General features: G+C 70.9%; 19 protein-coding genes and 1 pseudogene. 12 read left to right on the plus strand and 8 right to left on the minus strand.

Going from position 1 to position 24,971, the window contains the following annotated elements:
• The first annotated feature begins 23 nt into the window (after positions 1-23).
• Positions 24-1,157, plus strand: coding sequence for a tRNA dihydrouridine synthase DusB (gene dusB, locus IO33_RS0101040; RefSeq protein ID WP_031158950.1), 1,134 nt, complete (start codon positions 24-26; stop codon positions 1,155-1,157).
• A gap of 37 nt (positions 1,158-1,194) precedes the next feature.
• On the opposite strand, the gene IO33_RS0101045 is transcribed toward dusB, so the two are convergent.
• The 3 genes from IO33_RS0101045 to IO33_RS0101055 form a co-directional block, all read right to left on the minus strand.
• On the minus strand, positions 1,195-2,982 hold the full coding sequence (locus tag IO33_RS0101045; RefSeq protein WP_390982187.1) for an alkaline phosphatase family protein: 1,788 nt from the start codon (positions 2,980-2,982) through the stop codon (positions 1,195-1,197).
• Between the two features lie 164 nt (positions 2,983-3,146).
• The gene (locus tag IO33_RS0101050; protein WP_031158952.1) at positions 3,147-5,084 is read right to left on the minus strand and encodes an amylo-alpha-1,6-glucosidase; all 1,938 of its coding nucleotides are present in this window, start codon (positions 5,082-5,084) and stop codon (positions 3,147-3,149) included.
• On the minus strand, positions 5,081-6,538 hold the full coding sequence (locus IO33_RS0101055) for an MGH1-like glycoside hydrolase domain-containing protein (protein WP_031158953.1): 1,458 nt from the start codon (positions 6,536-6,538) through the stop codon (positions 5,081-5,083). Before IO33_RS0101055 ends, IO33_RS0101050 begins: the two co-directional genes overlap by 4 nt.
• Positions 6,539-6,668: 130 nt before the next feature.
• Here IO33_RS0101055 and IO33_RS0101060 point away from each other — a divergent pair, with 130 nt between their 5' ends.
• Both IO33_RS0101060 and ppdK read left to right on the plus strand, forming a co-directional pair.
• Positions 6,669-7,889, plus strand: a complete 1,221-nt coding sequence (locus IO33_RS0101060) for an ROK family protein (RefSeq protein ID WP_031158955.1) — start codon at positions 6,669-6,671, stop codon at positions 7,887-7,889.
• Between the two features lie 406 nt (positions 7,890-8,295).
• Positions 8,296-11,016, plus strand: coding sequence for a pyruvate, phosphate dikinase (gene ppdK, locus IO33_RS0101065; RefSeq protein ID WP_031158957.1), 2,721 nt, complete (start codon positions 8,296-8,298; stop codon positions 11,014-11,016).
• A gap of 314 nt (positions 11,017-11,330) precedes the next feature.
• On the opposite strand, the gene IO33_RS0101070 is transcribed toward ppdK, so the two are convergent.
• Positions 11,331-11,849 (minus strand): hypothetical protein, encoded by a 519-nt coding sequence (locus IO33_RS0101070; protein WP_031158960.1) that lies wholly within the window; start codon positions 11,847-11,849, stop codon positions 11,331-11,333.
• Positions 11,850-12,255: 406 nt separating this feature from the next.
• On the opposite strand from IO33_RS0101070, the pseudogene IO33_RS52035 reads away from it, so the two are divergent.
• From IO33_RS52035 to IO33_RS0101090, 4 genes and pseudogenes are all read left to right on the plus strand, one after another.
• A pseudogene (locus IO33_RS52035) lies at positions 12,256-12,573 on the plus strand (protein spdB); the annotation flags it as partial.
• 781 nt (positions 12,574-13,354) lie between these two features.
• Positions 13,355-13,768, plus strand: coding sequence for a hypothetical protein (locus IO33_RS49105; RefSeq protein ID WP_031158964.1), 414 nt, complete (start codon positions 13,355-13,357; stop codon positions 13,766-13,768).
• 65 nt (positions 13,769-13,833) lie between these two features.
• Positions 13,834-14,520: an ABC transporter ATP-binding protein gene (locus IO33_RS0101085; protein ID WP_031158966.1), complete on the plus strand. Its 687-nt coding sequence runs from the start codon at positions 13,834-13,836 to the stop codon at positions 14,518-14,520.
• Complete coding sequence (locus tag IO33_RS0101090; RefSeq protein ID WP_031158969.1) at positions 14,517-16,808, plus strand: FtsX-like permease family protein; 2,292 nt, start codon at positions 14,517-14,519, stop codon at positions 16,806-16,808. The genes IO33_RS0101085 and IO33_RS0101090 overlap by 4 nt, the downstream gene beginning before the upstream one ends.
• A 46-nt stretch (positions 16,809-16,854) precedes the next feature.
• On the opposite strand, the gene IO33_RS0101095 is transcribed toward IO33_RS0101090, so the two are convergent.
• Entirely contained in the window at positions 16,855-17,529 is a 675-nt protein-coding gene (locus tag IO33_RS0101095) for a TetR/AcrR family transcriptional regulator (RefSeq protein WP_031158972.1), read from the minus strand.
• An 80-nt stretch (positions 17,530-17,609) separates the two neighbouring features.
• Between IO33_RS0101095 and IO33_RS0101100 the strand changes: the two genes are divergently transcribed.
• On the plus strand, positions 17,610-19,121 hold the full coding sequence (locus tag IO33_RS0101100) for an MFS transporter (RefSeq protein ID WP_031158975.1): 1,512 nt from the start codon (positions 17,610-17,612) through the stop codon (positions 19,119-19,121).
• Entirely contained in the window at positions 19,118-19,516 is a 399-nt protein-coding gene (locus IO33_RS0101105) for a cupin domain-containing protein (RefSeq protein WP_031158977.1), read from the plus strand. Before IO33_RS0101100 ends, IO33_RS0101105 begins: the two co-directional genes overlap by 4 nt.
• A gap of 201 nt (positions 19,517-19,717) precedes the next feature.
• Here the strand turns inward: IO33_RS0101105 and IO33_RS50230 are convergent, their stop codons facing one another.
• Positions 19,718-20,107 (minus strand): DUF4232 domain-containing protein, encoded by a 390-nt coding sequence (locus tag IO33_RS50230; RefSeq protein ID WP_157857781.1) that lies wholly within the window; start codon positions 20,105-20,107, stop codon positions 19,718-19,720.
• Positions 20,108-20,481: 374 nt separating this feature from the next.
• Between IO33_RS50230 and IO33_RS0101115 the strand changes: the two genes are divergently transcribed.
• From IO33_RS0101115 to IO33_RS0101125, 3 genes are read left to right on the plus strand one after another with little or no spacing between them, the layout of a single operon-like run.
• Complete coding sequence (locus IO33_RS0101115) at positions 20,482-21,750, plus strand: ABC transporter substrate-binding protein (protein ID WP_031158982.1); 1,269 nt, start codon at positions 20,482-20,484, stop codon at positions 21,748-21,750.
• On the plus strand, positions 21,747-22,649 hold the full coding sequence (locus IO33_RS0101120) for a carbohydrate ABC transporter permease (protein ID WP_031158985.1): 903 nt from the start codon (positions 21,747-21,749) through the stop codon (positions 22,647-22,649). Before IO33_RS0101115 ends, IO33_RS0101120 begins: the two co-directional genes overlap by 4 nt.
• Positions 22,642-23,475 (plus strand): carbohydrate ABC transporter permease, encoded by an 834-nt coding sequence (locus IO33_RS0101125; protein ID WP_031158986.1) that lies wholly within the window; start codon positions 22,642-22,644, stop codon positions 23,473-23,475. Before IO33_RS0101120 ends, IO33_RS0101125 begins: the two co-directional genes overlap by 8 nt.
• A 6-nt stretch (positions 23,476-23,481) precedes the next feature.
• Here the strand turns inward: IO33_RS0101125 and IO33_RS0101130 are convergent, their stop codons facing one another.
• A complete protein-coding gene (locus IO33_RS0101130) occupies positions 23,482-24,261 on the minus strand; it encodes an SDR family NAD(P)-dependent oxidoreductase (RefSeq protein WP_031158988.1) in 780 nt (259 codons plus the stop codon).
• A gap of 101 nt (positions 24,262-24,362) precedes the next feature.
• On the minus strand, positions 24,363-24,947 hold the full coding sequence (locus IO33_RS0101135) for a TetR/AcrR family transcriptional regulator (RefSeq protein WP_031158990.1): 585 nt from the start codon (positions 24,945-24,947) through the stop codon (positions 24,363-24,365).
• Positions 24,948-24,971 lie beyond the last annotated feature (24 nt).

Consider the following 24,971-nt stretch of genomic DNA (forward strand, 5'->3'; position numbering starts at 1 on the left):
CCCGTTCGCTTCGGAGCCCTCTGATGACCCACCCCCTCTCCATCGGCCCGCACGCCGTGACGCCGCCCGTCGTGCTCGCCCCCATGGCGGGGATCACCAACGCGCCCTTCCGCACGCTGTGCCGGGAGTTCTCCGGCGGCAAGGGCCTGTTCGTGAGCGAGATGATCACGACCCGGGCGCTGGTCGAGCGCAACGAGAAGACCATGCAGCTGATCAGGTTCGACGCGAGCGAGCAGCCGCGCTCGATCCAGCTGTACGGCGTCGACCCGGCGACCGTCGGCAAGGCCGTCCGCATGATCGCGGAGGAGGACCTGGCCGACCACATCGACCTGAACTTCGGCTGCCCCGTCCCGAAGGTCACCCGCAAGGGCGGCGGCTCCGCGCTGCCGTACAAGCGGAACCTGCTGCGGGCGATCCTCCGGGAGGCCGTGAGCGGCGCCGGTGACCTCCCCGTCACCATGAAGATGCGCAAGGGCATCGACGACGACCACATCACCTACCTCGACGCCGGCCGCATCGCGGTCGAGGAGGGCGTCACGGCGATCGCCCTGCACGGCCGTACGGCCGCCCAGCACTACGGCGGCACCGCCGACTGGGACGCGATCGCCCGGCTGAAGGAGCATGTGCCGGAGATCCCGGTGCTCGGCAACGGCGACATCTGGTCGGCCGGGGACGCGCTGCGGATGGTCCGCGAGACCGGCTGCGACGGGGTGGTCGTGGGGCGCGGCTGCCTCGGGCGGCCGTGGCTGTTCTCCGACCTGGTCGCGGCGTTCGAGGGACGCGCCGAGGACGTGGCCCGGCCGGACCTGCGTGCGGTCGCCGACGTCATGGTCCGGCACGCCACCCTGCTCGGCGAGTGGATCGGCGACGAGTCCAAGGGGGTCGTCGACTTCCGCAAACACGTCGCCTGGTATCTGAAGGGCTTCGCGGTCGGCTCCGAGATGCGCAAGCGGCTCGCGATCACGTCCTCGCTGGCGGAGCTGCGGGCGGGCCTGGACGAGCTGGACCTCGACCAGCCGTGGCCGGCCGGCGCGGACGGGCCCCGCGGCCGCACGTCCGGCAACAACCGGGTGGTGCTGCCGGACGGCTGGCTGAAGGACCCCTACGACTGCGCGGGCGTGAGCGAGGACGCGGAGCTGGACACCTCCGGCGGCTGAGCGGTGACCGCCTCGGGACCCCGGTCCGTCGCTTCGGTCAGCCCTTCTTCGGGTGCGGGGTCGAGCCGTAGGCCGTCAGGAAGCGGTCGCGGAAGGCGCTCATCTTCCAGACCGGGGCGTCGTGGGCCGGACGCAGGCCGTCCGTCCACCCCCAACCGGCGATCTTGTCGAGCACCTTCGGGTCCTTGGCGACGATCGAGACGGGCACGTCACGGCTGGCGTGGTTGCCGCTGACCCGGGCGATGGGCTGGTGGTCGCCGAGGAAGACCAGCACCGTGTCCTTGGAGCCGTAGCGCTGCAGCCACTGGGTCAGCGCGGTCACCGAGTACTGGATCGACTTGCCGTACTCCTGGCGGGACCTGGTGGTGTCCGCGATGACGTCGGCCGGGTTGTTGCCCGCCGCCTGGATGCCCTTGAAGACCGAGCCGTCACCCAGCCGGTCCCAGCCGACCATCTTCGGGATCGGCGCCCAGGGCTGATGGCTGGAGGTGAGGATCAGCAGCGACATCCGCGCCTTGCCGTCGGCGGGCCGCTTGCTGTGCACCCGGTCCTGGTACTGCTGCAGCGCGTACTGGTCGGGCATCGTCGACCAGCTGAACTTCGGTCCCCGGTAGCCGAGTTGGAAGGCATTGTAGACCTTGTCGAGGCCGTACCACTTCTGCTCGGGCCACGCCTTCTGCACCCCCGGCATGACCCCGACCGTGTCGAAGGCGCCGGTCTTCCTGAACGCGTCGGTGAGGCTGAGGTGGTCGCTGGCCATGACCGTGCGGTAGCGCTGCTGGTTGCTGATCCACAGGCCGGACATGGTGGTGGAGTGGCCGAGCCAGCTGCTGCCACCGTAGGTCGCCGAGGTCAGCCAGCCGCTCCTGGCGTGGAAACCGGCCTTGGCCAGGGCCTTGGTGCGGGCGTCGAGGGTCTGGTCGACGCCGGGCGCCATGATCGGGTCCTCGATCGCGCTGCGGCCGTAGCTCTCGATGAACGTGAAGATCATGTCCTTGCCGCGCAGGTCGGGGACCAGCTGGCCGGCGGGGGTGTTCCCGAAGGCGTCGACCTTCGCGACCTTCTCGAACGCCGCCTCGTCCCTGAGCGTGGCCGAGATACGGCGGGCCTGGGTCTTCAGCGCGGTGGCGGTGCTGTCGGCGGCGACCGGCACGCCGGATATCTGCAGGCCGAGCGAGGTGCAGGTGATCCAGACGACGCCCGCGATCAGCGTGCCCCGGGTCGCGGTGCCGCTGTGCCGGGCGAGCAGGTTGCTCAGCCGGACCATGGCCAGCGCCAGCAGCACACAGAGCAGCAGGACCGCCGCGATCACACCGGCCACGGCGGCGAGGGTGGCCGTACGGCCGAGGGAGTCCTCCAGATACGACTCCGCGTCACCGAACAGGCTCCAGTCGAGGACGACGTTGAAGGGGCGGCCGAGGTACTGGTTGAAGCCCATGTCGAGCGCGTTCAGCACGGTCATCCCGGCCAGCGCGACCCCGGACACGGCGGCCGTCACCACCCGCGGCCGCCGCGGCAGCGCGAGCAACACGGCGGCACCGATCACGGCTTCCGCCGGTATCCGCACGAACTTCGCGGGTCCCAGCCGCACCACCGAGTTCGGCATCACGAGCGCGGCGACGACCAGAGCGGCGGCGAGCACGGTCACGGTGACGGAGAGGCCCTGAGCGGCCGTGGGATGAGCCTTTCGCCACCGCCGCACCCGCGCCGCCCAGCCGGTCCAGGGCCGCGGGAAGGAACGGCGCGGGCCGGATATGGGCGCGGCGGGAGCATCGTCCTTCGGCGCTTCGGTTTCCAGCTGGCGCGTGCTCGTGTCCTGAGACACCCGAGGGTCCTTCCGTACGACACCCGTGACGCCCACGGGTACGGCCCCCTCGCATCCCCTGTTCACCGGCGCCGGGCAAACACCTGGCAAACGGCGCCGCGCCGGCCCGAGCGGCGCGGGGAGCCGCGCGACCAGCCACGACGCCCCCGCGCCTCACGACGGCGCTACGCACCCCCCACCGCGGTCAGCAGCGCGAGCGGCGCCGCGGCGGACCGGGACTCCCGCACACACGCGTGCGGGTACGGCACCGGCTCCGGATGCGTGTCCCGCCCGTACCCCGCCAGCACCTCCGGCAGCCGGTACCCCGCCACCACCGCCGCGTCCACCAGCGCACGCGCCACCACACCGGCCTCGTCATGCAACCCGTACCGCGCCAGACCCAACGTGATCAGCGCGTTGTCATGCGGCCACACGGAACCCCGGTGATACGAGAGGGGGTGGTACGCCCCCTGCCCCGCGGCCAGCGTCCGCACCCCCCAGCCGGAGAAGAAGTCCGGCTCCAGCAGCCGCCGGCCCACCACCTCGCCGTACTCCTTGTCCAGCAGCCCGGACCACAGCAGATGCCCGGCGTCGGAGGCCAGCGCGTCGATCTGGCGGCCCTCCCCGTCCAGCGCGAGCGCCGGAAAGGAGCGCTCCTCCATCCAGAAGTCCCGCTGGAACCGGTCCCGCAGATCGGCCGCCGCCTGCTCCAGCAGGGCCGCGTACGTCTCGTCGCCCCACACCGTGCGCGCCAGCCACGCCGTGCGGCGCAGCGCGTCGTACGCGTAGCCCTGCGCGCCCGCCGCCATCACCGCGCCGGTGGGCCGGGTGCCGTCGGCGCAGCAGATCGCGCCGGGGGAGTCCTTCCAGTTCTGGTTGGCGAGGCCGCCCTCGTCGGCGCGGTAGACAAGGTAGCCGCGCGAGGTCAGGCCGCCGTGGTCGAGCATCCAGCCGATGGCGGCCCGGGCGTGCGGCTCCAGGCGGCGGGCCGGTCCGGTGTCCCCGGTCTGTTCGACGTACGCGCCGAGCAGGACCAGGAACAGCGGGGTCGCGTCCACCGAGCCGTAGTACCGCCGGAACGGCACCTGCCCGAAGTGCGCCAGTTCCCCGTGCCGTACCTCGTGCACGATCTTGCCGGGCTGGGCGACCGGGGAGGGGCCGGCGCCGGTCGCCTGGGTCGCGGCGAGCGCCGGGAGCGTGGCGGCGGCCAGTTCCGGGCGGTACGGCAGCGTGAACAGGGAGGTGAGCAGGGCGTCCCGGCCGAGGAGCGTGAGGAACCAGGGGGCGCCACCGGCCGGGACGCGCAGCTCCTCACCGTCCGGGCCGGTGGCCGGCACCTGCAGCGCGGCCAGGTCGGCGAGACCCCGCGCGCAGGCCTCCGCCAGTTCCGGCCAGCCGGTCGGAAAGGCCACGCCCAGCACGAACTCCCCTTCCAGATCGAGGAGTTGCTCGTGCATGGACGCCGGGTCGCGGGGCACCCGCAGGGCGCGTTTCTCGCCGTGCGGGCGGGCGATCACACGCAGCAGCACCTCGGTCGTGCCGTGCGGGGCCAGGTCCAGGGTCCACACCAGGCGGCGGGCGCCGGTACCGGTCTCCTCCACGGCGTCGGGCGCGGGGTCGGCCGTGATGGTCGTACAGGACCGCCATTCGGCGCGCCGGTAGGTGAACTCGATGCCGTCGTCCAGGACCTCGCGCGAGCGTACGGCGCCGGCCTTGGCGTAGGTGCGGTGGTCCGAGCGGAGTTCGAACTGGTCGGTGAAGTCGACGTCGGCGGTGATGGCGAGGCGGACCGTCGTCGGCACCGGGCGGTTGCTGGTCACCCGCAGCGACTCCACGAACGAACTGTCCCCCACGGCCTGGTGGCGGAAGAGCGTGTGCCCCGGGGGCTCCTGCCGGCCGCCGCGCGGGACCAGCACACAGCGGGCCGCGTCGGCGTCGGCCACCGGGGTGAGCACCTCGGGCACCGCACCGTCGACGGTCAGCTGCCAGCGGCTGAGGTGCCGGGCGTCCCGTACGAACAAGCCTTCCGGGGAGCCGCTGCCGCGCACCCCGCTGATGTCGCCCCGGTCGCCCACGGCGGCGAACGTCGCCCCGTGCACAAGCAGATGATGCCGGTCCGTCATCCCCGGTCGCCTCCTTCGTCATTTCTGTCGAACGTGCCGGTGGCCGCCTTGGACACGCCCTCGCGGGCGCCCTTGAGGAGCTCTTGGTGCAGCTCGTGCTGCAGGTCGAGGGCGAGTGCGGCGGTCCAGCCGAAGCCGGTCGCGCCGCAGGCCTCACCGGTGCGCGGGTCGACGTACTCCGCGAAACCGGTGGCCTCGGCGAGCTGCAGCACGGCCGCGCGCAGCGCGTCGGCCCGCTCCCGCTCGCCGTGCACACGCAGGCCCCGCTCCAGCAGCCAGCTCGTGTTGAACCAGGCCGGGCCGCGCCAGTACCGGTGCGGGTCGAAGGCCTCGCCGAGGAGGTCGTAGCTGGGCACGAGCCGGGTGCGGTCGCCGAGCCCGAAGTGCGGGCCGTGCAGGGTGCGGACGAGCTCGGCGGCGATCGCGCGCGGCAGGCCGGGCAGGAGCAGCGGCACCAGTCCGGAGACACCCCGCTCGCGGATCAGCCCCGGCCGGCCCCTCAGGTCCCGGCACAGGAACATCCCGGCCGCCGGGTCCCACAGCCGCTCCACCAGAGCCGCCGTCAGTCGTTCGGCCCGCGCGCGCCGGGCGGTGCCGGCCGCGCCCAGCTCCTCGGCGATCCGGGCCAGTGCGTGCTCGGAGGCGATGAGCAGGGCGTTGAAGGCGGGGTCCTCGACGGCGAACTCCCCGCCCACCCTGTCCCTGTACCCGGCGTCCCGGTAGTCGGCCGCCAGTCGCACATAGCGTCCGTAGTCCAGGTCCGTCGGCCGGTCCTCGGGGGCGCCGTGGGCGAGGTCGGCGCGCCGGAAGGAGCGGGCCGGGGCCGGCGTGATCCGGGCGAGCGGGGCGTCCCAGCAGGGGCTGTTGTCCATGCCCTGCTCCCAGGGGTGGACGACCGACACCAGCCCGCCGCCGCCCAGGTCCCGGCGGTGCAGCAGATAGCGGTGCCAGGCGGCGAGGCGCGGGTAGACCCGGGTCAGGAAGCCGCGCGCCCTGGACAGACCGGGATCGGCGCGGTGCACCAGCCAGGCCGCCAGCGCGTGCACCGGTGGCTGCACGATGCCCGACGTCTGTACGGTGCGCGGGGCACCGGCCGTGCGGCCGGCGGTGGTGGAGCGCCAGAAGTCGGGGCTGGGGAAGTAGGCGTCGAGCGGTACGGAGGGGTTGAACACGATGTGCGGGACGCGCCCGTCGGCCCACTGGGCGGCCAGCAGCGTCTCCAGCTCGGTCTGCGCCCGCAGGGGCGACAGGTGCCGGAGCCCGATCGCCACGAACGCCGAGTCCCAGGACCACTGGTGCGGATACAGGCTCCGGGAGGGGACCGTCGAGCGGCCCGTCCAGTTCGCGTCGAGCACCCGGGCCGCGGCGACGCGCAGCGACGTGCCGGGCGGCGGGGGGCCGTATGCGCTCTCGTGCTCCGCGGGACGGGCGGTGAGCTGCGTGCTGCGATCCACTCGGGGCTCCCCGAAGACGAAGACGCCCGGCCGGAAGACCGGGTTCTGTTGCAACGACCGTAGAGTTACGTCTATTTAACACGCAAAACTCAATATGTAATGCAGTCTTGGGAAACACAAGGGGGTGCGCATGACCGGACGTCCGGGAAGGGCTGTCAGAGCCGGCGGCCAGGCAGGTGCCGGAGAGCTGCTCGAACTGGTCCGCAGCGGACGGGCCGTGACGCGCGGTGCGCTGCAGCAGGCGTCCGGACTGTCCCGCGCGACCGTCGGCCAGCGCCTGGACCGGCTGTTCCGGGCCGGCTGGCTGCGTGAGGGCGCCGGCGGTCCGGTCGACTCGCCGCTCGGCGGCCGGCCCGCCATCACCCTGGAGTTCGACGGCTCCCACGCCGTCGTCCTCGCCGCCGACCTGGACACCCGGCACGCCCGCGCCGCCGTCCTGTCGCTGACCGGCGAGATACTCGCCGAGCACGCGGGGACCCTGGTCGTCGAGCACGGCCCGGAGGCCGTGCTCGGCGAACTCGGCCACTGGTTCGACCGGCTGCTGGAGAAGGCCGGGCGCCGGGCGGCGGAGGTCTGCGGCATCGGGCTCGCCGTACCCGGCCCGGTGGACAGCGGGACCGGCCGGGTGGTGCATCCGCCGATGATGCCGGGCTGGGACGGCTACGACATCACGGGCCGCCTGTCCCGCGCCTTCACCGAGCACACCGGCGCCGGTCCGGTCCCCGTCCTCGTGGACAACGACGCCAACCTGATGGCCTACGCCGAACAGCGCGCCGGGCACCCCGACTGCGCGGCCTTCGTGCTGGTCAAGGTGTCCACCGGCATCGGCGCCGGAGTGGTCGTGGACGGCGCGGTCTACCGGGGGATCGACGGCGGCGCGGGCGACATCGGGCACATCCGGGTGGGCGCGGAGGCGCTGTGCCGCTGCGGCTCGTACGGCTGTCTCGCCGCCGTCGCGAGCGGGGGCGCCGTGGCCCGGCGGCTGGCGGACAGCGGGGTGCCGGCCGCCTCCGGGGCGGACGTACGGGACCTGCTCGCCGCCGGGCACCCTCAGGCGGCGGCGCTGGCCCGGGAGGCCGGGCGCCGGGTCGGTGACGTACTGGCGACCGTGGTGACCCTGCTCAACCCGGGCGTGCTGATGATCGCGGGCGACCTCGCCGGGACCCCCTTCGTCACCGGTGTGCGCGAGCTGCTCTACCAGCGGGCGCTGCCGCGCTCCACGGCCCACCTGCATGTCGTCACCTCCCGGCTGGGGGAGCGGGCCGCGCTCATCGGAGCGGGGGCGCTGGTCGTTGAACACCTCTACGCGCCGGAGCGGGTCGAGGAGCGCCTGCTGGCGCTGGGCGTGTGACGTCGGTGTTCTCGTCCCGTTCCGGCGTCCGCATGGTGAAATCCGGCGCGCTGTGGCAGCGTGATTCTCGCCACCCTTGATAAGGGTTGCGCTCAGATGAGCGGATCATGGGCGACTGCACTTCTCCAAGGGGTGGCACTGGGTGCCACCCCTTGATCGTTCATCGATCGAAATCGGGCGTGCTGAGGGCCGCTCATCTGAGCGGAATCTACGCCGTTTGGAGGTGTGTGCGTTCAAGAAGTGAAAACATGCGCCCGTCTCGGCTTGCCAAGCTTTGACTTTCGATCCGCTGGCGGACGAACGGTTACGGGCGCATGACACGCAAGTGGACGTACCCATGCGCCTTCGATCTGGGTATGTTCCTCGCCGTCAGGGCAGCCACCGTGGCCTCAAGGAGTCGAGACCCGTGTCGGAAAACAAAGAACCCCACGTAGTGAAGTTCGTTTACGACTTCACCGAGGGCAACAAGGACCTCAAGGACCTCCTCGGCGGCAAGGGCGCCAACCTCGCCGAGATGACCAACCTCGGTCTGCCGGTCCCTCCCGGCTTCACCATCACCACCGAGGCCTGCAAGGTCTACCTGGAGAGCGGTGCGGAGCCCGCGGCACTGCGTGACGAGGTGAGTGCGCACCTCGACGCCCTCGAGTCCCGCATGGGCAAGAAGCTCGGCCAGCCCGACAACCCCCTGCTGGTCTCCGTCCGCTCGGGCGCCAAGTTCTCCATGCCCGGCATGATGGACACGGTCCTGAACATCGGCCTCTCCGACAAGTCGGTCCAGGGCCTCGCCAAGCAGGCCGGCGACGACCGCTTCGCCTGGGACTCCTACCGCCGCCTCATCCAGATGTTCGGCAAGACCGTCCTCGGCGTCGACGGCGAGCTGTTCGAGGAGGCCCTCGACGCGGCCAAGGCGGCCAAGAAGGTCACCGTCGACACGGACCTCGAAGCGGCCGACCTGAAGAAGCTGGTCACCAAGTTCAAGAAGATCGTCAAGACGGAAGCCGGCCGGGACTTCCCCCAGGACCCGCGCGAGCAGATGGACCTCGCCATCAAGGCGGTCTTCGACTCGTGGAACGGCGACCGCGCCAAGCTGTACCGCCGCCAGGAGCGCATCCCGCACGACCTCGGTACGGCCGTCAACGTCTGCTCGATGGTCTTCGGCAACCTGGGCCCCGACTCCGGCACGGGCGTCGCCTTCACCCGTGACCCCGCCTCGGGCCACCAGGGCGTCTACGGCGACTACCTGCAGAACGCCCAGGGCGAGGACGTGGTCGCGGGCATCCGCAACACCGTCCCGCTGGCGGAGCTGGAGCAGATCGACAAGAAGTCGTACGACCAGCTCATGCAGATCATGGAGACCCTGGAGAACCACTACAAGGATCTCTGCGACATCGAGTTCACCATCGAGCGCGGCCAGCTCTGGATGCTCCAGACCCGCGTCGGCAAGCGCACGGCGGGCGCCGCCTTCCGCATCGCGACCCAGCTGGTGGACCAGGGCCTGATCGACGAGACGGAGGCGCTCCAGCGCGTCACCGGCGCCCAGCTGGCCCAGCTGATGTTCCCGCGCTTCGACGAGCACGCGAAGGTCGACAAGGTCGCGCGCGGCATCGCCGCGTCCCCCGGCGCCGCGGTGGGCAGGGCGGTCTTCGACTCCTACACGGCCGTCAAGTGGTCCCGCTCGGGTGAGAAGGTCATCCTGGTCCGCCGCGAGACGAACCCCGACGACCTGGACGGCATGATCGCGGCCGAGGGCATCCTGACCTCGCGCGGCGGCAAGACCTCCCACGCGGCCGTCGTCGCCCGCGGCATGGGCAAGACCTGCGTCTGCGGCGCGGAGGAGCTGGAGGTCGACACCAAGCGCCGCCGTATGACCGTCCCGGGCGGCCATGTCGTCGAGGAAGGCGACCTGATCTCCATCGACGGTTCGAGCGGCAAGGTCTACCTCGGCGAGGTCCCGGTCGTCCCCTCTCCCGTCGTGGAGTACTTCGAGGGCCGCATGCACCCCGGCGCCGACGACGCGGACGAGCTGGTCGAGGCGGTCCACCGCATGATGGCCTTCGCCGACCGCAAGCGCCGCCTGCGGGTGCGCGCCAACGCGGACAACGCGGAAGACGCGCTGCGCGCCCGCCGCTTCGGCGCCCAGGGCATCGGCCTGTGCCGCACGGAGCACATGTTCCTGGGCGACCGCCGCGAGCTGGTCGAGCGGCTGATCCTGGCGGACACGGAGAGTGAGCGCGAGGAGTCCCTGAAGGCGCTGCTGCCCCTCCAGAAGAAGGACTTCGTGGAGCTCTTCGAGGCGATGGACGGCCTGCCCGTCACCATCCGCCTCCTCGACCCGCCGCTGCACGAGTTCCTCCCCGACATCACGGAACTCTCGGTCCGGGTGGCCCTGGCCGAGTCCCGCCAGGAACCGCACGAGAACGAGCTGCGCCTGCTCCAGGCCGTGCACCGCCTGCACGAGCAGAACCCGATGCTGGGTCTGCGCGGCGTGCGCCTGGGCCTCGTGATCCCCGGCCTGTTCACGATGCAGGTCCGCGCGATCGCCGAGGCGGCCGCGTCCCGCAAGTCGGCGAAGGGCGACCCGCGCGCGGAGATCATGATCCCGCTCGTCGGCACGGTCCAGGAGCTGGAGATCGTCCGCGAGGAGGCCGACAAGGTCATCGCGGAGGTCGAGGCGGCGACGGGCACGCAGCTCAAGCTCGCCATCGGCACGATGATCGAACTCCCGCGGGCGGCCCTGACGGCCGGCCAGATCGCCGAGGCGGCGGAGTTCTTCAGCTTCGGCACGAACGACCTGACCCAGACGGTCTGGGGCTTCTCCCGCGACGACGTCGAAGCCTCCTTCTTCACGGCGTACCTGGAAAAGGGGATCTTCGGTGTCTCCCCCTTCGAGACCATCGACAAGGACGGCGTCGGCTCCCTGGTGAAGGCGGCGGCCGAGGCGGGCCGGCGTACCCGCCCCGACCTGAAGCTCGGCGTCTGCGGCGAGCACGGCGGTGACCCCGAGTCCGTCCACTTCTTCCACGAGGTCGGCCTGGACTACGTCTCCTGCTCCCCGTTCCGCATCCCGGTCGCCCGCCTCGAAGCGGGGCGCGCGGCGACGAACTCGGTGGGCAGCGACCACCGCTAGGCCCCTCGCGGGCCACTGAACCCCGGAGCCGCCGCTGGTCCCCGACCCTCACCGATCGGCGGCGGCTCCGGCGCACGAGAGGAGAGGCGGCGCCCTGTGCGGGGGTGCCGCCTCTCCGCGCATCATCGGCGCAGACCGCCAAGCTATGTCGCTGACCAGGTGAAACGGTGTTTGCCGGCGTTGGGTGCCGTTGAACCCGCGTGAGGCCCTTGCGCCCTCCAGGTGCGGCTGGCCATGTCGGTGCCGAGCGGTGGCAGAACATCTGCCTCGACTCGCGGCGGTCGCCCCTGGCCGCCCGACCCCTGCGGCTCACTTCACGACTTTCTGGCGCTCGCCACGTCCAGGTCGTAGACGGCGTCCACCTTCTGGAGGGCCTTTACCAGGTCGGCGCGGTGGCTGTCGTCGACGAGCCTCTGCTCCCGGGCATTCCAGGCGAGGGCGAACCGGCCGACCCGTCGCCAGTCCTCGGTGGCCATGAACTCCACTCGGTGGGCGGCGATTCCGGGTGACGAATACTCGTAGATCGACACCGTGTCGGTGGTGATGAGCTGCAGGCAGTCGCTCGGGCTCGCTTCTTTACCGGCGGCCTTCCCGGAGCAAGAGGTGGTGTTGTCGGTCGGGTTTCCCAGGGTGGTGACGCCGGTGGCCTCGGCCAGCATGGCGGCGGCCTGCTTGGCGGTGAGGCCGGTGGGCGCGGCCGGCGTCTTGCGGGGGAGCGTCTTCGGCCCGGCCGAGTGGACGGCTGGGCCGGAGCCGGAGCCGGAGCCGGAGCACGCGGTGAGCGAGAGGGCGGCAACTGCGAGCAGTGCGGCCCCGGTGGTGCGGGCCTTCATGGTCTCCCCATGAGAGTCGTGGTTTGGGGCCATCATCCCGGGTGTGGACTGCATGAAGCCGGCGGGGGGCGGGTGGCCGGAGCCGGGGCGCCCGTGTCTGGCGAGGCGAAGAGGCGCGGCCTGCTGCCGCGCCCTCGCGGTCGTCGTTGGCAGTCAGCGGATACCTTCGACCCACCCTGGGGCTACATCAACCACCGCCCCGACAAAAAGGTCCCCGACGACACCGCACAGGCGGGGCGATCGACTGCGCCGCGCGGGAGTTCACATGGGAGGCGGCCCTCGCCCTTCCGTAACTGTTCATCGCCGTCGGACAGTTGGCCAGCCTGTGCCGGGTCGCCCCCTCCCATCACACTTTGGACGGCGTGACTGCCGTTCGGGCAACTTCCGCTTTTCAGGCCGCTTCCTCAAGACCGCGAAGACGCTCTCCAGGGCATGGTCGACGATGGAGATGGCCCGCGCCGGTGAGGCGATCGGCCGGGCGCTGACCAGCGTGACGGCCCGCGTCGCGCCCGGTGTCACGCCTCGCTGGGAACTGCCCGTCTCGGCCCGCGTGGAACCGGTCACGGCGCCCGCCCTGGAAGGGCCGGCCCTCTCGGACGACGTGCTGGACGCGGTGGTGGACGATATCCGGCGCAGCGAGGACCCGGCCCTGTTTCACCAGGAGATGGCATCCTGCTTCCGGTCGGCCGGCCACTTCGACTCCAAGGTCCGTCTGAGGGCGGCGCCCTGGTCGGCTCAGTCGAACAGCGCCCACAGGTGGGACAGCCGTACGACCAGCAGGAAGACGACGACCACGCTCATCAACACGCCCGTTGCCGCATGCCGTAGCGAGCAGAACAGACGCGGTGTGCGCCGCGTGCTGTCGGGCAGCGGGCTATCGCACTTCAGGCATGTGCGGTTCTTGGTTCTTCGAGCGCTTGGCGCCTTGGTCTCCCCACCCATGCGGCGACCTTAGCCGTCCTCGCAGGCCTAGCCGTGATGCCCCCTCCCAATGCGCTGTCCTTACCCGTGCCGGGCGATGTGCCCAGAGTGCCCTAGGAGGGGCGGTGGATGTCGACTTTCCAGCTCAGGGCGGTGCTCTTACACCTGTGCAGGGGTGCCGCCTCGCCGGCACCTCCAGGCGCCGACGGCACAGGCAACGCGTCCCTCGACACGGCCCACCTCCCAGCCGACCGGAGGGGCTGCCGACCGTGGCTCTGATTCGCGCCCACAAGCAGCAGCCGGCGGGCCGACCGGGATCAGGAACCGGCCCTGCGCGGCAGCCTTCACGGCATCGGGCAAGGGCCGCCCTCCGGTCCTGGATGCCGTCGCTCACGACACTGGCGCAGTCGGCGAGTTGGGGGGCACGTCGAGGAGGAGCGGCGGCTTTCGGCCGGTGTCTGGTTGTGGATCACCTGATGTGGTGGTGATGGGGAGGACAGATCGTTTCCCTGCGCTTTCGGCACGTTACAGTCCGTGATCTCACGGTGGCAGTAGGAGCTACCGCTGATGACGGAGGTACCAAGATGAAGAAGGCGCTGGCGGGGTTGGCGGCGGCCGGTCTGATCCTGACCGCTGCGGGGACGGCGACTGCGGCTTGGGGCTCACCGATCCCGACGCTCAAGTCGGAGGGCGTCAGGTTGAGGGATGGGCAGTACAAGTTCAACCCGGCGGAAACCAACCACGGAGCTTTCGAATGGCAGGGGCGGCTCTTCGACTTTGACCCCAGCGATGGCCACAACGTCTATCTGCAGGTCCGCGTCGAGGGCCACGACTGGGTCCGGTACTACGGCAAGCAGAAGCGGTCGGTGTGGATGCATCACTCCAACTGGGACGGCGCTCAGCGCTACACCGAAAACGCGTACATGCGTGCGTGTCGCGACCGGGGAAGCCTCCGCCCAGACAACTGCTCGCGCGCGCGGCACTTCGCCAATCACTAGCACTCACCGGACATGCAGAGCCCGGATTCCCGCATCCGGGCTCGCGCTCTCCCTAAGGGGACACCATCAATACGTCAGAAGTCCTGTCCGCCGCGGGTGTCGATCTTTTCTACGGTGACACCCCTGCCGTCCGAAACGCAGAGCTCTCCCTTCGTCGCGGCGAGGTCGCGGCCATCACGGGGCAGAGCGGCTCGGGCAAGTCGTCATTGCTGTACTGCCTGGCCGGGGTACTGCCCGTCGCCCGCGGCGAGGTTTGCTTCGAGGGGCGCGTCCTCGCTGAGCTGCCAGATGAGGAACTCAGTGCCCTCCGCCGCGAGCGGTTCGGGTTCGTCTTTCAGTACGGCGAACTGCTCCCGGAGCTGACCATCGAGGAGAACGCAGCTCTGCCGCTTCGCCTGGCCGGGCAACGCAAGGCTCCCGCGCTCGCCGCCGCGGGCGAGGTACTCGGTCGCCTCGGCCTCGCTGATCTGCGGCGCCGCCGACCCTCGCAGGTCTCCGGAGGGCAGAATCAACGTGTCGCCGTCGCCCGGGCGTTGGTCCACCAGCCGGCCGTAGTGTTCGCCGACGAGCCCACCGGCTCTCTCGACAGCGCCAACGCCGCGGCCGTACTGGAGGAGTTCCTGGCGCTCGCACGGTCCCAGGGGACGGCCGTGGTGCTCGTCACGCACGACCAGCACGTGGCAGCCAGAGCGGACACCCACTACGCGATGTGCGACGGTGCTCTCGCCCCCCAGGGCCAGGAGGCGACGTGAGAGAACTGCTCCTCGGGCTGCGCCTGCTCCTGGGCAGCGGGCGAGGGAACAGGGTGAGATTCCTCCTCATGACCCTGGGCAGCGCAATCGGCGTGAGCTGCCTCGCCGTAGTCCTGACCATTCCCGGCATCCTGGCAGCCCAGGACGCTCGCATGGCCGCACGCCAGCCGACCTGTGCCAGGGACGTGCAGGGGCACTGCACCGACACCAAGGGGGCCCCACGGGAACTGACCCGGACGGACCCGCTCGGTTCCCGGCCCATGACCCGTGTCTTCATCGCACCGGGCACCAAACACATCCAGCCGCCACCGGGGGTGGCGGGACTACCGCGCCCGGGTGAGATCATCCTGTCTCCGCGGCTGCACGAGGTACTCCATGCAGAGCCGGGGCTGGCCAAACTCCTCCCAGGGCGGGAGCGAGGGCTCATCGGCGGCGTGGGCCTGGCGCACCCCGATGAGCTGTACGCGTACATTGGCGTCTCCCTGGGTGACCTCAAGGGCGCCGACGTCGTAACGCTTTTCGGCGAGTCCTACCCGCCGAGCCCCACAGTGGAGTCTTCGACGCTCGACATCGTACGGTTCACCCTCGCCGGTGTCGTACTGCTGCCACTGGCGGTCTTTCTCTCGGTGTGTGCCAGGCTCTCGGCGGCCGTCCGAGTACGGCGGTTGGCCGCGCTACGACTTCTCGGCTTGAGCACGAAGGCGGTTCAGCGGGTCAATGCAGCCGAGACGGTTGTTGCCGCCATGCTCGGTGCCGTACTGGGCCTGGTCATCTATGCGTTGGTCAACCAACTGATCAGCCGCGCGGGGCTTCCAGGGTTCAAGTGGTACCCGAGTGACGGCGCTCTCAGCTCCTCGACGATCCTCGTCTGTTTGGTCGGCTGTCCTGCCCTTGCTTGGTTCGCGGGCCGGGCGGGTGCTCGGAAGGCGGCGGCGAACCCGCTTGCCGTACGGCGCAGTGCCGTCCAGAAGCCTCCGACTAAATGGGGGTTGCTCCCTCTCATTCCAGGGCTGGGTATTGTCGCCGGGTACTGCGTGGCAGGCGCGACGGGCCATGCACCGCGGGACACTCAAGTCTCCGCCATCCTCATGCCGCTTGCCGTCGTATTCATCGGCGTCGGCCTCGTACTGACGCTTCCGCTCCTCTCGCGAGTCCTCGCCCACAGGGTCGGCCGCTGGAGCGGCTCGCTGTTCCTGGGCCTCGCCATGCGTCGCAACGAGGCAGAGCCGGGCGGTGCGCTCCGCGTGGCGACGGGCCTGGTTCTTCTGGTGTACGCGGCTTCGCTCGTCCAAGGCGTTTTGATCGAACTCGACCAGGTGTCCAAGCACGAATCACCCGTGCAGATCTACAGCATCGAACTCGGCGGTGTGACGGCCGAGCAACAGCACGCTTTGGAGAGCATCAGGGGAATCCGGGGACACGCGGTCCAAATGACTTCCTGGATGGATCCTCACACCGACACGTTCACGCCCACCGTCGATGCCGTGATCGCCACGTGTCGTCAAATGCATGAGTTGGTGCCGAATGCCAACGGATGTGTGGACGGCCGTCCCGTTCGGCTCATGGAGCGGACACAACCGCTCCAGTGGGACAGTAAGTTGGGGGATGCCTTTGCTTTCCACCTACGGAAGGCAAGCCATGGGCGCTTCATGCACCTCAGGGTTCCGAAAGAGACCCTTCGGTACCGCGACTGGGCCGGCATTCCAGCGCTCGATGCCGATGTTCTGCTTCCACCGTCGTTCCTCCCCGCGGGCTATCGGCCCGAGACTGCTTCTCTTGTCCTTCTCAGCAGTTCTGACCCGGGAACGGTACGAAACGTACTGGACGACATCGGCGGAGTAGATCCCACCATCGCCGTGGACCCCTACGGCATCAACGTAACCGCCCTCCAGCAGATCGCCGTCGTCAAAACCCTGCTTGCCATCGGCATGGTGCTCGGTCTGATCATCGGTGTGGCCGCCTACCTCGTCGCGGCGACGGACAGGGCCATGGAACGGAAGCCGCAGATCACGGCGCTGGCCTTGCTCGGCGCACGCCCCGGCACCCTGCGGGCCGCGCAGGTGGCGCAGGTCGTGGTGCCGTTGACCGTGGGGCTGGTGCTGGCCGTCGTCACCGGAAAGGCCGCCGAGTCCAGTTACCTCGTCACCGGGGGCGGTGCGATCTTCTGGGACGGGAAGGGGGTGCCGCTGCTGCTCGCCTGTGCGCTCGGAGCCGTAGCCGTAGCCGCCCTAGGCTCGCTCCCTCTGGTAGGCCGTCGTATCGATCCGGAATTGATTCGGCGGGACTGAGGGGGTGGGGGCGGTGCCTGGTGTGGGTGCCGCCCCGGTGTGTTGGTCAGCCGGGTGTGGTGAGCAGGCCGTTCAGTAGGGCTTTGAGGCCGGTGGCGTAGGTGTTCTCGGCTGTCAGGGGGCCCCAGCGGCTCGATGCCTCGGCCAGGCGGGGGAGTTCGGTGGGGTCGAGGTCGGTGAAGACGCGGTCGCGGTAGGTCGGGCGGTCGTCGGTGGCGCGCCGGCGGGCGGCGGTCGCGCGGACCACGATCTCTCCGGCGGTGTAGTACCAGATGGTCCGGTAGCCGTGGACGGCGTCGTCCAGGGACAGTCCGCACTCCGTCAGACCGTCCACGATCTGCTCGACGTGCCACAGCGCGGACGTGGACAGGAGGTCGTCCGCCGTGAGCACGTCCACCGTCCAGGGGCAGGCGGACAGCACCTCGTGGATCGCGGTCGCCGCGGCGATCACGCGTTCGCGCGGATCGGCTGGAGGGGCGGCCGGCCGTCGCAGGGCGCGGGCGGCGTAGTCGTCCAGCAGCAGGACGAGGAGTTCCTCCTTGTCGCGGACGTGGTGGTACAGCGCCATGGGCGTGCTGCCGATCTCGGTGGCCAGGCGGCGCATCGTCAGCCGGTTCACTCCCTCCTCCGTGACGATCCGGAGCGCCGTCCGGATGATCTCCGCACGGGAGATACGGGCAGGTCGGCCGGTGGTCCTTCGCGGGGCGGGCGGTTGCGGCATGGGTCCCATCATGCCGTCGTCGGGGCCGGTCCGAGTCTCGGTCCGTCGACAACGACGGTCGGGTGCGTTAGTTTTCTTACATGTATAGAAACTTAGGCGGTGCCTTACGCGGCAGGCCCGCGGCGCTGCTCGCCGCCGCTGCCGTAGCCCAGTTCGTCGTCGCTCTCGACATGGCCGTGGTCAACATCGCGCTCCCCGCGATCCGTGACGCGCTCGGTTTCGCGCCGCTGGATCTGTCCTGGGTGGTGCATGTGTACGCGCTCACCTTCGGTGGGTTTCTGCTGCTCGGGGGAAGGGCCTGCGATCTGTACGGCCCGCGGCGGCTGTTCGTCGCGGGGCTCGTCGTCTTCGGGTGCTGCTCGCTCGCCGGCGGACTCGCCCAGGAACCCTGGCAGTTGATCGCCGCCCGCGCGGGACAGGGCGTGGGCGCCGCCGCCACCGCGCCGGCCGCGCTGGCCCTGCTGACCACCACCTTCACCGACGGCCCCGCCCGCGTCCGCGCCCTCGGCGTGTGGAGCGGGATGAACGCCCTCGGCGGTGCGCTCGGCGTACTCGCGGGCGGGGTGCTGACCCAGTACGCGGGCTGGCGCTGGGTGATGCTGGTCAATCTGCCCATCGTGGCAGCCGCCCTCGCGCTGGTCCACGCGGCCGTACCGAGCGCCCTGCGGCCCGTCCGGCGGGAGGCGCCGGACGCGCTCGGGGCGCTGCTGGCGACCGGCGGCACCGGGCTGCTGGTGTTCGGGGTGGTACGGACCGATGTCCAAGGCTGGGGGAGCCGGGGGACCCTGGCCGCTCTCGGCGGCGCGGCCCTCGTCCTGGCCGCGTTCGTCCTCGTCGAATCCCGGGCCACCGCACCACTGCTGCGGCTCGGCCTGCTGCGCAGCCGCTGGGTCACCGGTGCCGATCTGCTGGTGTTCCTCGCCGCGGCCGGGCAGTTCGCCTCGTTCTACTTCGTCTCCCTGTACCTCCAGCAGGTTCTGGGCCTCGGCGCCGCCGCGACCGGTGCCGCGTTCCTGCCGTTCTGCGCGGGCTCGGTCGCGGCCACCGTCGCCGCCACCCGGATCACCGCGAACCGGTCGCCCCGCACCGCCCTGGTGCCCGGCGCGCTCCTCGCCGCCGCGGGTATGGCCTGGTTCGCCCGGATCAGCCCGCACGGCGGCTTTCTCACCGACGTGCTCGGGCCGTCCCTGCTCACCAGCGTCGGCATCGGGCTGGTCTTCGTCCCGGCGGCGGCCGCCGCGACGACCGGCGTCCGGCCCGGCGAGGCCGGTATGGCCTCCGGCCTGCTCAACAGCGCACGCCAGCTGGGTGGATGCATCGGCGTGGCCACGCTGGCCACGGTGGCCGCCCGCCGCACGGGCGCGTCCACCGACCCCGGCGCCCTCGACGACGGCTATGCCCTGGCCCTGGCCGTCACGGCCGTCCTCTTCCTGCTCGCTGCGGCCGTGGCGGTCTTCGTGCTGCCCCGCCGCCCGAACCGGAGTCCGGCTCCGAGCGCGGGTCCGGGTACCGGATCCGGCGCGAATCCTCCCGTAGCTGCCGATACCCCTGCTGCTCCCACCGCCACGCGCATGGAAGGAACACCGTCATGACGAGCAACCCCGTCGACCTCTTCTCCTCGATGCTGGAATTCCGGCCCGACGGCGGCGTCCGTTCCGGCGCCCGGCGGATGACCGGCGGCGATCCCGGCGCCTGGCAGGTCGCGGCCTTCCATGTGGAGACCGACGCCGATGTGCACGCCGACCACTGGGAGGTGCATCCCGACGCGGAGGAGGCCGTGTGCTGCCTGGCCGGCGGCGTGCGGCTGTATCTGCGCCCCACCGCCGAGGGCGGCGCCGAGGAGATGGTGCGGCTGGGCGCGGGTACGGCGGTGATCGTGCCCCGCGGCCGCTGGCACCGCCTCGAACTGGACGCTCCGAGCGATCTGATGTCGATCACCCGCCGCCGGGGGTCGGGGCTGGAGAAGCGCACCGCTCCCGGCGAGTGATCCGCGCAGCCGAGAAGCGCGAGGGGCGGTGGCCGGTCCCGGCCTGCCGCCCCTTCGGCTCTCCTGCCCCCGCACAAAGGACGCCTGTGCTCTCGGCAGAAGAGGGGCGCCAAGAGGACGCCTGTGCGCTCACCGCAAGAGGCCCCGTGCTCTCAGCGCAAGAGGACCCCCGCGCTCTCGGCGCAGCGGGCGCCCGTGCTCTCAGAAGGCGCCGTCGACGTTCACCGGCCCCACCTGGAAGATGCCCGAGCAGGTCTTCCAGGGCGCCGGTACCAGCGCCGCGGAGCGCGAGCCCGGCGGGTAGATCCGCAGGTAGCTGGCGGTGCGCAGGCAGGGTCCGCCCACCGGGCCGTTGGTGGTGCGCGCTATCGCCGAGGCGGAGTGCGCGGGGGCGAGCGTGACGGTGCCGTAGGAGGAGCCGCTGTGGGTGGCGGCCGGGCCGATCTGGTGGTGGGAGGTGTCCAGGGCGCTGACGCCCGGGTAGCCGCGCAGGGCACAGGCGGTCGTACTGGTGTTGGTGAACTGGATCGCCCAGTACAGCGACCCCGCCGCGCCCTCCTTACGGCCCATGGAGAGGTACAGGTCGCTCACGGTGCAGGTCCGGACGGTGGCCGAGGCCCGCGCCGGCGCGGGTGCCGCCGGGGTCGCGCTCCACGCGGCTCCCGCGGCCGTCACACCCAGGAGTGCGGCGGTCAGTACGGCCGCCGCGCCGCGCCTGGGGGAGGTCCGGAAGGTTTTCGGGAGGTGCGCATAAGGAAACATGGCGTATCCGCCTCCGTCGGGCGAATGGATGGAATGAACGTCACTGTGTTGGATGCGCCCGGGGCCGGAAAAGTTGTGCCTGCCCCCTGATGCGCCTGCCCCCTGACACACGGCTGCAACTCCCCTTTCGTAATCGACGGGCATGGTTGATCGTTGGGCTGTGCATCGATGACGAGGACGACCGACGTCAGGGGGCGCCGACGATGACGATGAGCCGTAGGGGACTGCTGGTCGCGGGAGCCGGGGCGGCGGGTGCCGGATTACTCGCCGGCTGCGGGTCCGACACCGGGCGTGGCGGCGGCGGTGCCAAGGGCGCGGAGCTGTCGCAGTGGTACCACCAGTACGGGGAGGCCGGCACCGAGCAGGCCGTCCAGCGGTACGCCGCGGCGTACAAGAAGGCACGGGTCACGGTGCAGTGGCGGCCCGGGAACTACGACCAGCAGACCGCCGCCGCCCTGCTCACCGGCTCCGGCCCTGACGTCTTCGAGGTGAACGGGCCCACGCTGGACCAGATCCAGGGCGGCCAGGTCGTCGACCTCACCGATCTCCTCAAGGGGGTCGAGGACGACTTCAACCCGGCGGTGCTCGCGCCGAAGACGTACGACGGCAGGATCTGGGGCATTCCGCAGGTCATCGACATGCAGATGCTCTACTACCGCAGGAGTCTGCTGAAGGACGCCGGGGTCGAGCCGCCCGCCACGCTCGACGCCCTCGTGGACGCCGCGAAGAAGCTCACCACCAGCAAGGTCAAGGGGCTGTTCCTGGGCAACGACGGGGGAGCCGGTGTGCTCGGCGGCACACCCCTGTACGCCGCCGGACTCCAGCTCGTCACCGAGGACGGCAAGGTCGGCTTCGACGACCCCGCCGCCGCCCGCACCCTCGGCAAGCTGCACCAGCTGTACGCCGACAAGTCCCTCCTCCTCGGCGCGCCCGCCGACTGGGCCGACCCGTCCGCCTTCGTCCAGGGGCTGACCGCGATGCAGTGGTCCGGGCTGTGGGCGCTGCCGCAGGTGCGCAAGGAGCTGGGGGACGACTTCGGCGTGCTGCCGTTCCCGAAGGACGGCGGCCAGGGGAAGCCCTCGGTGCCCGTCGGGGCGTACGGGGCCGCGGTCAGCGCGCGCGGCGGGCACCAGGAGGCCGCCAAGGAGTTCGTGAAGTGGCTGTGGGTCGAACGGACCGACTACCAGGAGGACTTCGCGCTGTCCTACGGCTTTCACATCCCGGCCCGGATCTCCCTCGCGAAGAAGGCGGCCGGGCTGCGGTCGGGCGCCGCCGCCGACGCCGTCCGCTTCACCACCGACCACGGCTACGCCCAGCCCCTGCTGTGGACCCCGGCCAGCCAGACGGCCTACCAGGACGCGCTCAGCCGGATCATCAGGGGCGGGGCCGGACCGGAGGGCGAACTGCGGGCCGTCGTACGGAAGGTGAGGGGCGAGCTCGACCGGGTGAAGCACGCGAAGAAGCCGTCGTGAGGGGCCGCAGGACCCTCTGGTTCTGGGTGTTCGTGGGGCCGTTCGCGCTCGGGCTCGCGCTGTTCACGTACGTGCCGCTGCTGTGGAGCGTGGGCCTCAGCTTCTTCGACGCGCACAACACCGTCACGCCCACGCACTTCGTCGGCCTGGACAACTACACGGCGATGCTGCGGGACGACGCGTTCGTCGACAGCCTGCGGACCTTCCTCGTCTTCACCGCCTTCATCGTGCCGGCCACGTACGTGTTCTCGCTGTCCCTCGCGCTGATGGTCAACCGGCTGGAACACGCGCGCGCGTTCTTCCGCTCGGTCTTCTTCCTCCCGGCCGCGTGCAGTTATGTCGTCGCCGCGCTGGTGTGGAAGATGTCGATCTTCAACGGGGTGCGGTTCGGGCTGGCGAACACCGTCCTCGGGTGGTTCGGCGGGGATCCCGTGGCCTGGCTGTCCACCACCGATCCGCCCTGGTACTGGCTGGTCATCGTGAGCGTACGGCTCTGGCTGCAGGCCGGGTTCTACATGATCCTGTTCCTGGCCGGGCTGCAGCGGATCGACCCGGTGCTGTACGAGGCGGCCGCCGTGGACGGGGCCCGGCCCGGCTGGACGGTGCTGCGGCACATCACGCTGCCCCAGCTGCGGGCCACCTCGGTCGCGGTGGTGCTGCTGCTCGTCATCAACGCCTTCCAGGCCTTCGACGAGTTCTACAACCTGCTGTCCGACGCCCGGGGCTATCCGCCCTACGCCCGGCCGCCGCTGGTCTACCTCTACTACACCGCCCTCGGACAGGGGCAGAACCTCGGGCTCGGCAGTGCGGGCGCGGTGATCCTCGCGCTGATCATCGCCCTCGTCACGGTGGGGCAGGCGCGCTGGCTGAGACTGGGAAGGACGGACGCCGATGGATGACGCCCTGGTACGGGCCGGGCGGGCGCTCAGGCTGGTGCTGCTCGTCGTGCTCGCGCTGGTCTTCCTGATCCCGTTCTATCTGCTCGTGCGCGACGGGCTGTCCAGCGAGCGGGACATCACCTCGCCCGAATGGAGCTTCTTTCCCGGCGCGTTGCGGTGGGGGAACGTCCGGGAGCTGTTCGACGACCCGTCCGTCCCCTTCGCCCGCTCGCTGCTCAACTCCGCGCTGATCGCCGTCGCGACGACGCTCGGCACCCTGCTCCTCGCGTCCCTCGCGGGCTACGGCCTCGCCCGCATCCCGTACCGGCACGCGAACAAGGTCTTCTACGGCATCCTCGGCACCCTGCTGGTCCCGGCCGCGGTCACCTTCGTGCCGAGCTTCGTGCTGGTGTCGTCGCTGGGCTGGATCTCCACCCTGCGCGGGCTGATCGTCCCGACGCTGTTCTCCGCGTTCGCCTGTTTCGTCTTCCGCCAGTACTTCCTCGGTTTCCCGCGGGAGCTGGAGGACGCGGCGCAGGTCGACGGGCTCGGGTACTGGCGCACGTACTGGCTGGTGGTCGTGCCGAACGCGCGGCCGGTGTTCGCGGCGGTCGGCACGATCGTCTTCCTGGGTGCGTGGAACTCCTTCCTGTGGCCGCTGGTGATCGGGCAGGACCAGAACGCCTGGACGGTCCAGGTGGCGCTGTCGTCGTTCACGACGTCCCAGGTGATCCGGCTGCACGAGCTGTTCGTCGCGGCCGTGGTGTCGGTCCTGCCGCTGCTGCTGGTCTTCCTGTGCTTCCAGCGGTGGATCGTGGCGGGGGTGGAGCGGTCCGGGATCGACTGAACCGGGTCAGGCGGTGGAGCCGCCGTCCACCACCAGGTCGGTGCCGACGACCGAGGCCGCGTCGTCCGAGGCCAGGTAGAGCACGGCGGCGGCGATCTCCTCGACGGTGGAGACCCGGCCGAGCGGGGCCTCGGTGCGCATCCGGGCGGCCCGGTCGGCCTCCGTCTCACCGGGCTTGAAGGACATGTCCGTGGCGGTGGGGCCGGGGCTGACGGCGTTGATGCGCACACCGTCGGCGATGTGGTCCAGGGCGGCGCTGCGGCTGAGCACCGACACGGCCGCCTTGGTGACGGCGTAGCCGGTGGTACCGCGCAGCCGGCTGTGGACGCCGATCCGGGAGGCGATGTTCACGATGGCCCCGCCGTTCGGCTGGGTCCGCATCTGGGCGACCTCGGCCTGGAGGGCGAGCAGGACTCCGGTGACGTTGATGTCGAGCATCGTCCGCCAGGCCTCCTCGGGCAGGTCCGCCGCGGGCACACCGCGCCCGGTCAGCACGCCGGCGTTGTTCACCGCCACGTCGAGGGAGCCGAACCGGTCCACGGCGGCGGACACCAGGGCCCGCAGTTCGGCGGCGCTGGTCACGTCCGCGGTGACGGCCAGCGCCTTGCCGCCCGCCCGCTCGATCAGCGCGACGGTCTCGTCCAGGGGCTCCGCGCGGCGTCCCGCGACGACCACGTGCGCGCCCTCGTGGGCGAAGGCGAGTGCGATGCCCCGCCCGATGCCGGTGCCGGCGCCGGTGACGAGGGCCGTCCGGCCGAAGAAGCGGTTGCGTGCGGTGGCGGTCATGATCTCCCCTGTTCCTGACGACCGTTCTTGACGGCCGTTTTCATGACTGATCGGTTCAGTATGGAGGCGAAGGAAACCCCCCGGACGGAGGGCGTCACGGTTCAGCCGAGCAGCGCCAGTGCCTGCTCCGCCGCGTCGTGGACGCGGGCCGGGTCGGTCGAGGCCTTGCCGACCACCCGCAGGCCTTGGAGCAGCACGAGCAGGGTGCGGGCGAGGGGCAGGGGGGTGCGGTCCGCGGCCAGCTCGCCCTGCGCCTGGGCGCGGACCAGGGCGGAGTGCAGCAGGGTCTCCAGGTGGTCCCAGCTCTGCTCCACCCTGCGGGCGGCCGCCGTGTCGTGCGCGGCCAGTTCGACCGCCGTGTTGGTGACCAGGCAGCCCCGCTGCCGGGTCGCCTCGGCCGTGGCCTCGGCGGCGAACCGCAGTACCAGCGCCCGTACGGCCGGCAGCACCGGGCCCGGCCGGGACAGCTCCTCGGTCAGCAGGGGGTTCTGGGTCTGCCCGTACCGCTCCAGCGCGCTCAGGTACAGGGCGTGCTTGCTGCCGAAGGTGGCGTACAGGCTCGCTCTGCCGATGCCCAGGTGGGCGACCAGGTCGGCCATCGACGTCGCCTCGTAGCCGCGCCGCCAGAACAGCTCCAGGGCTGACTGCAGCGCGGCGTCGGGGTCGAATTCCTTGGTCCTGGCCATGGACCACAGCCTAGGATTTTCTGA

The sequence above is a fragment of the Streptomyces durhamensis genome (assembly GCF_000725475.1).
Lineage (GTDB): Bacteria > Actinomycetota > Actinomycetes > Streptomycetales > Streptomycetaceae > Streptomyces > Streptomyces filipinensis.

What these genes read in the sequence shown, in the direction of transcription:
- dusB (WP_031158950.1), top strand. Translation starts at nt 24, where the DNA reads ATGACCCACCCCCTCTCCATCGGCCCGCACGCCGTGACGCCGCCCGTC.
- IO33_RS0101050 (WP_031158952.1), bottom strand. Translation starts at nt 5,084, where the DNA reads ATGACGGACCGGCATCATCTGCTTGTGCACGGGGCGACGTTCGCCGCC.
- IO33_RS0101060 (WP_031158955.1), top strand. Translation starts at nt 6,669, where the DNA reads ATGACCGGACGTCCGGGAAGGGCTGTCAGAGCCGGCGGCCAGGCAGGT.
- IO33_RS0101070 (WP_031158960.1), bottom strand. Translation starts at nt 11,849, where the DNA reads ATGAAGGCCCGCACCACCGGGGCCGCACTGCTCGCAGTTGCCGCCCTC.
- IO33_RS49105 (WP_031158964.1), top strand. Translation starts at nt 13,355, where the DNA reads ATGAAGAAGGCGCTGGCGGGGTTGGCGGCGGCCGGTCTGATCCTGACC.
- IO33_RS0101095 (WP_031158972.1), bottom strand. Translation starts at nt 17,529, where the DNA reads ATGCCGCAACCGCCCGCCCCGCGAAGGACCACCGGCCGACCTGCCCGT.
- IO33_RS0101100 (WP_031158975.1), top strand. Translation starts at nt 17,610, where the DNA reads ATGTATAGAAACTTAGGCGGTGCCTTACGCGGCAGGCCCGCGGCGCTG.
- IO33_RS0101105 (WP_031158977.1), top strand. Translation starts at nt 19,118, where the DNA reads ATGACGAGCAACCCCGTCGACCTCTTCTCCTCGATGCTGGAATTCCGG.
- IO33_RS0101115 (WP_031158982.1), top strand. Translation starts at nt 20,482, where the DNA reads ATGACGATGAGCCGTAGGGGACTGCTGGTCGCGGGAGCCGGGGCGGCG.
- IO33_RS0101125 (WP_031158986.1), top strand. Translation starts at nt 22,642, where the DNA reads ATGGATGACGCCCTGGTACGGGCCGGGCGGGCGCTCAGGCTGGTGCTG.
- IO33_RS0101130 (WP_031158988.1), bottom strand. Translation starts at nt 24,261, where the DNA reads ATGACCGCCACCGCACGCAACCGCTTCTTCGGCCGGACGGCCCTCGTC.
- IO33_RS0101135 (WP_031158990.1), bottom strand. Translation starts at nt 24,947, where the DNA reads ATGGCCAGGACCAAGGAATTCGACCCCGACGCCGCGCTGCAGTCAGCC.